General features: G+C 33.5%; 8 protein-coding genes. 5 read left to right on the plus strand and 3 right to left on the minus strand.

Features of this window, described 5'->3' with window-relative positions; genetic code table 11:
• The 3 genes from RFW85_RS16565 to RFW85_RS16575 form a co-directional block, all read left to right on the plus strand.
• The coding region (locus RFW85_RS16565) for a RepB family plasmid replication initiator protein (protein WP_309171714.1) at window positions 1-748 on the plus strand (748 nt) is incomplete at its 5' end.
• A gap of 76 nt (window positions 749-824) precedes the next feature.
• Window positions 825-1391: a plasmid replication DNA-binding protein gene (locus RFW85_RS16570; protein WP_068550826.1), complete on the plus strand. Its 567-nt coding sequence runs from the start codon at window positions 825-827 to the stop codon at window positions 1389-1391.
• 448 nt (window positions 1392-1839) lie between these two features.
• Window positions 1840-2175, plus strand: a complete 336-nt coding sequence (locus RFW85_RS16575; protein WP_309171715.1) for a hypothetical protein — start codon at window positions 1840-1842, stop codon at window positions 2173-2175.
• Between the two features lie 154 nt (window positions 2176-2329).
• Here RFW85_RS16575 and RFW85_RS16580 read toward each other — a convergent pair whose 3' ends face one another.
• Complete coding sequence (locus RFW85_RS16580) at window positions 2330-2827, minus strand: YfbU family protein (protein ID WP_309171716.1); 498 nt, start codon at window positions 2825-2827, stop codon at window positions 2330-2332.
• Window positions 2828-2913: 86 nt separating this feature from the next.
• Window positions 2914-3159, minus strand: a complete 246-nt coding sequence (locus tag RFW85_RS16585; RefSeq protein ID WP_018680089.1) for a hypothetical protein — start codon at window positions 3157-3159, stop codon at window positions 2914-2916.
• A 208-nt stretch (window positions 3160-3367) separates the two neighbouring features.
• Between RFW85_RS16585 and RFW85_RS16590 the strand changes: the two genes are divergently transcribed.
• Window positions 3368-4357, plus strand: a complete 990-nt coding sequence (locus RFW85_RS16590) for an Abi family protein (RefSeq protein WP_309171717.1) — start codon at window positions 3368-3370, stop codon at window positions 4355-4357.
• Window positions 4358-4446: 89 nt separating this feature from the next.
• Here the strand turns inward: RFW85_RS16590 and RFW85_RS16595 are convergent, their stop codons facing one another.
• Window positions 4447-4638 (minus strand): hypothetical protein, encoded by a 192-nt coding sequence (locus tag RFW85_RS16595; protein WP_068550827.1) that lies wholly within the window; start codon window positions 4636-4638, stop codon window positions 4447-4449.
• A 1410-nt stretch (window positions 4639-6048) separates the two neighbouring features.
• Here RFW85_RS16595 and RFW85_RS16600 point away from each other — a divergent pair.
• The coding region (locus tag RFW85_RS16600; protein ID WP_309171718.1) for a RepB family plasmid replication initiator protein at window positions 6049-6167 on the plus strand (119 nt) is incomplete at its 3' end.

Here is a 6167-nt window from a genome sequence, read left to right on the forward strand (position 1 = left end):
TGTAAGCGTTAATGAACTACAGCTATTAGGAGTACATGAAAAAACCGCATACAGAGACTTAAAAGAAGGTATTAATAGACTTTATGAAAGATCTATTAATCTTAGTATTGATGATAAATCTATAAAAATGAGGTGGGTACAAGAGATCCAGTTTTTGGATAGTCAAAGTATCATTGGTATTCGTTTTTCAAAACCTATCTTGCCCTTCATATCTAATTTAAGTAGAGAATTTACTAAGTATGCTCTATCAGATATTGCTGGGATCAATAGTGGATATGGTATTCGTATTTATGAATTATTGGTGCAATACAGACAAATAGGTAAGCGTGAAATCTCTGTTGAGAGCTTACGAAGCATGTTGGAGCTTGGCAAAAAATACCCACTATTTGCAGATTTCAAAAAACGGGTAATTGATACTGCTGTAGACCAAATAAATGAATGCAGCCCATTAAGCGTTTCCTATGAGCAGAAAAAAACTGGTCGTAAAGTCACCCATATTCTTTTTTCATTTAAAGAAAAATCAAAAAGTATTAATCAACATAACGAACAAGATAAGGTTTATAAACTAACAGACGCTCAAATCAATATGTTTGGCAATCAGCTTTCTCGCTTACATGAGCTATCGCATTTAGCAGCTCAAGGAGAAAGCTATGATGTACTGGCATCAAGAATAAAAGAAATGCTTAGAGATCCAATACAACAAAAGCAATTTATTCCTCATCTTAGGAATTTAGGTTTTAAAGGGTGAGGTTTGATTGTGTATGTAGCGGTTGACTGTTTCTTAATGTATCTTAGTTCACATAATAGACAACCTAAATTACAACATGAAATCACTATCTGTTATCGAACTTTCAAACCTCTATGGAATGACTCGTCAAGCCGTTTATAAACAAATAAATAAAGGTAATTTAAGTAAGAATAGCGATGGTAAAATTGATCTTTCTGAAGCTATTCGAGTCTTTGGTGAACCATCTAAACATGTGAACAGTTCACAGACAACCGAAACACGAAAGTTGTCAGAAGTTCACTTGCTTGAACAACAGGTTCACATGCTTCAAAAACAGCTAGAACAGGCTCATGACCGTGAGAAATTTCAACGAGATGAATTAAAAGCTAAGAATGATCAGTTACATGTTAAGGACGAACAAATTGAGGCAATGCAACGTCTATTAGAAGCCCCAAAAACCAATATGACTACGTTTACCGATCAAGAACCGTTGCAACCAAGCATGACCAAAACAGCTCCAGAACCGGACACAGCAGAAGCTAAACATGACGGATTGACTACTCTGGTCGAAACAGAAAATAAGCGTATTCCGGTGCCGGAGCATGTTGAACCGGAGCAGCCGAAAAGAGGGTGGTTAAGCCGGTTTTTCTTGCCGAATGGCTAAGGGCATTATTCAACTGAGCTAATCAAAAGTGTGGAACATTGATCAAAGAATAGACGTGGAACACGACTATTCACGTAAAAAGCCCAATCGGTAGTGATTGGGCTTTTTTATATACGATAAGATTATGATTTATATCAGAATAAAAATAGCATTTCGTATAAGGTGTATTATGTTAATTTTAGGAAATCTTAAGCTTTAGCCAACATAATCTTCAGTTGATATTACTTGAGCATATGCAAATTCAAAAGCGGCCATTAATGTTGCATGGACATGACCAGCAGGTACTTTAACGCCATTAAATTCCAAGTCAGCTCTGGCCCTAGAATCATTTTTTTAACTTTTCATAATGAAGAATAAAAATAACTCAATGTTTACTTTAGGTTTTATACGCTTTTTCTTTTCAGGAGATAATGCTAGGATCAAAATTGGCTAACATTAAATAATCATAATGAAGAATCTTCAAATAGTTATAGCACAAGCTCTACATTCATATGAATTTGAACATATGGAGCAATCAATAAGTAAATCCATTAGCGACACTATATTGGAAATATTGGTCAATGATGGGCCTTTTGAAAAAATTGATTGTTATCTGTATTCAAAAAAAGATTCTAACAAAATTCTAAAAAGCTCTATACCCTATGTAATTGCTGTCTTAGAAAGGGCGAAGTATAGAGTACAGAAAGCTCAGCAAGATAATCTGAGTCCTTTGTATATCTGCTTATACGTGATTAAGAAAATTGAGGGCTTTATCGAATACTTAAATACTAAATTTCAACTGTGAAAGCCTCCACTTAACATAATGGTTGTTATACGAAATAAAAAAACCTAGGCATTGGCCTAGGTCTTAAATTTTAAAAAATAAATAAAAATTAAGGATATAGTCTCAATTTTAAACTTCACATAACGTGTATTATATTAATTTTAGGCACTCTTAATTATGCCTCTAAAATCTCGATTAGCTGTTCCTTAGTTAAGGTATAAGGCTTACCAAGCTCTTGCCATTTAGCAATCATTCGTTCATATACATGAACTTTAGCTGAATGTGAGTTTCTGTTGCCTGCTTGGATCACATCAACATAGCGATTATCTTTTTCCAGAGCATCAACAAAACTCATAAACTCAGGCTCATTATTCCCATCAAAACCTGGGAACTTTACTTGAGTATCTGAAATACCACTTTTATCAGACAATCGACTGTAAGTATCACCAATTAGTTCATAGACCTGTAGGATATCTAAAACAAGGTCAGCATCTTCCGATGGTAAGTTTTCAGAGAAGTAATCAAAACTTTGAGAGTATAGCCACTCATGACCATCTCGTAGCTGTTCAGCTAACTTAAAGTGATAATCCGAATTATCCGTATTTAAATGACCTAAAATTTCATGCTGATTAGCTAGAAATAAACGCTCTTTATCTGTTAATTCAATTTTCATTTATTCATCTTATAAAGTATTGGAACTCTATATATCTATTTATTATTTTATTTTTCAAGGTATTATCCATATTAATTTCACTTAATTTATATTCCTTGTTTTAGCTTTCGAACAAATGGACATCCATCTCTACCATATCCTCCAAAATCAGGACGTTCAGGGAAAAACCATTGTTGACCATTCCAATCAACGTCATGAGTAGTAGGTTTTTGTGGATTGAATACAACTTTACATACTCCAAAAGGAGAGTTGCTAGGATAAATATTCATAACAACGCAGTTACGATTACCTACCCTTATCCAATCATATGGTTTAATTTCTGGATGTTTCATAGCACTTTACCCCTTATTAGATACTTACTTTTAAAAATAATCTTTTAAATATTAAATATATATGAAAAAATGCTTTACTATTTAGTATATACTATCTAGTATATTAATTAGATACCGCTTCGCCTCTGTCAACATTCTTGACATATATATATCGAGTTATCGATATATTGCCTACTAAGCGGTTTTTTTTCGTCTGGAGAAAAGTTCCTTGTTGATCCCATACAACAAAAGCTATCTAACATTAGATCAACAAATTGAAAAACTTAAAGTCAATGGACTGATCATTCATAATGAAAATTACGCTAAAAAATGTTTAATCAGTTACAACTATTATCGACTTAGTGCTTATTGGCATTTATTCAGACAACGAGATCCAAATGATAGTACTAAAAAGTTAGGTAAATTCGAATCAGGTCATACTTTTGAAGAAGTTATACAAATTTATGAGTTCGACTATCAATTACGTAAACTAATTTTTGAAGCAATTACTGATATAGAAACATTTCTAAGAACTCAGGTCGCCTATCATATACCGGGTATCAACAATGATGCATTCGCTATGTATGATCAATCACTGTTCTACATGCGATCACGTAGAAATTTGAAAGGTATCGACTATCAGGGGTTGATGAAAGGTATCAACACTGAAATATCCCGTGCTAAAGGCGAAGACTTTATTAGTCACTTTAAGAATACTTATAATGATACTTATGATGACCACCCAAAACTACCATTTTGGGTGCTAACTGAAATTGTAAGTTTCGGCACTTTAAGAAAAATTTACAAACACCTTAAATCATCACATAAGCATTTAATAAGTGATAGTTTCAATATTGGTACGACATCATCAAGTTCACCATCTCCATATATTCATATAGATAAGGAAAACTTAAACAGTCATTTATTCTTAATTAATAAATATCGTAATGTTTGTGCTCATCATGGCAGGCTTTGGAATAGAAAAGTTAAGGATGTACTTACTGCTGATGCTGCTACAGAACTACAAATATCTGAGCATACAAATGGTGGGCTGTATGCCCTAATTATTGTCATTGCTAGATTACTAGAGCCTACGGGTCACGCTAAAGATTGGAAAGATTCAATATATTGTCTTTTAGAAAAAAATTTTCCGTTAGGAGATATCACAAAGTTTACAACACTCCCCTTGGACTGGCATAAGCATCCAATTTGGAAATAACCAAACCCCGATAAATATCAGTTTTTTTATTAATATGCTTTACATTTTTTGAGATTATTTAACATAAAATCTCTTATACGCAGCCCAGGTTAATCCTGGGCTTTTTGTTCAATCTGACCATTGGCTTCAAACATGCCAGGATTGGTGATCCGGATGCTTTCCTGACAATTTCCACAAAGCATTAACCCTGCAAATTTTTGAACATTTTCCTTTAATTCACAGAAATCACATGGCCGAGGAAAACTAAGGATACTTGCCGAGTTGACCAATTCTGTTGACATAACACTTCACCCTTTAGCTGTACACGCTTATTTGTAATAAATTTCAATATGTTATACCTGAATTAATGCATAAAGCGTGTACATTGCTTGTATACCCTATGTGTACAGCATATTTTCAATGATTTTAGAAACTTACTGTCATTTAATGTATACATAGGTGTACACATGCGAATCAATATAAATCAAATATTTAATCAATTCTTGCGTGTACACTTTCTGGAACTCATTTTTAAGTCAAAACAGTACAGTCATGTGCCAGTTTTTCTATCGTAACGACTGGTAAAGATGACAAAATCGTTATTCATTTACTATGAGAATATTTTGATACCACTTAATATATTGATAATTAACATTAAAATAGATAATTCTGGTATCATTCTAACAGTACAAGTGATACCAAAAAAACTATTTATTAAACAACAACTTAAAGTGTAAAAAGTGCCTTTTGTTGGTATCATCAGCGGTATCATTTAATTTATATATAAACCAATAACTTAACTACTTTTCTTTCTATTTTTTGGTATCAGATTCTTCATCATAATTAATCGTCTGTACGCCTTATAAATCATGGATTTTGAGCTTTTATCTTTAGATGCGTGGTGTGTGAACCAAAAATTGCCGGTATGTACCGGCTCCCAATCCATTTAATTGACTTAACTGACAGTAAAGATAGTGCTTGGCCAAAAGAGATCCTGACTATTGTATTTTTAAGAGAAAAATCTATAAGCGAAAACTCTAGCCTACAGGTCAAAAATAAAACCTAAGTTAAAACGCTCTCACATGCGATTTCAGCCACATTTTTACATAAGACATAGAATCGACTATTGAAATGAGTAATCAGGTCAAAAAACGCAAATGAGCGCCAAATAGAGACTATTTTTATTCTAATCGGGATGAATAGAGTGAGTGTCTACGAGCGAAGCACCAAAATTCGCACCTCGACTCTCTGAAAAACAGCTTTTTAGGCTGTGAAGCCTAAATAAGCGTAAATCACATGCAGAAAATTGGGCTTAGATCGAGCGTAGCGAGTAAAAAAGCTTTATGAGCGAAGCGAATTCCGAGTTTCTTTTGCTCTTGTTTTTGCTTTTTCTCAAAGTCACAACAGGATGATCTAAAAAATTGCCCCACGAATCGAGCGAAAGCGAGATTCAATAGAGTTTGAGCGTAGCGAAAACCAAGGGCAATTTTTTCAAACGTATTTTTAATTATTTTTATATCTTTTAAATCTTTTCATTGAGCTGTATCCCTTATGGAGCAAGCCTTTCAACGTTCAACTATGACGGATTGACTACTAACTATGACGGATTGACTACTAACTATGACGGATTGACTACTTAACTATGACGGATTGACTACCAAATATGACAAGTATATAGTTGTCATATATAAAAGAAAATCAATGGTTTTATTTTGGATAAGAATCAAATTGTTAAATCAAATCAAGTTATAGAAGCTTCCTATCAATTAAGTGCTGTAGAACAGCGTATCGTCTTGGCAGCTATTTCACGTATTCCGAAGAGCCAGCCTAT

This window comes from Acinetobacter sp. 12966 (assembly GCF_031196995.1).
In the GTDB taxonomy this organism is placed as follows: Bacteria; Pseudomonadota; Gammaproteobacteria; order Pseudomonadales; family Moraxellaceae; genus Acinetobacter; species Acinetobacter geminorum.

Coding starts and splice junctions, on each gene's coding strand:
- RFW85_RS16570 (WP_068550826.1), top strand. CDS start 825: ATGAAATCACTATCTGTTATCGAACTTTCAAACCTCTATGGAATGACT.
- RFW85_RS16575 (WP_309171715.1), top strand. CDS start 1,840: ATGAAGAATCTTCAAATAGTTATAGCACAAGCTCTACATTCATATGAA.
- RFW85_RS16580 (WP_309171716.1), bottom strand. CDS start 2,827: ATGAAAATTGAATTAACAGATAAAGAGCGTTTATTTCTAGCTAATCAG.
- RFW85_RS16585 (WP_018680089.1), bottom strand. CDS start 3,159: ATGAAACATCCAGAAATTAAACCATATGATTGGATAAGGGTAGGTAAT.
- RFW85_RS16595 (WP_068550827.1), bottom strand. CDS start 4,638: ATGTCAACAGAATTGGTCAACTCGGCAAGTATCCTTAGTTTTCCTCGG.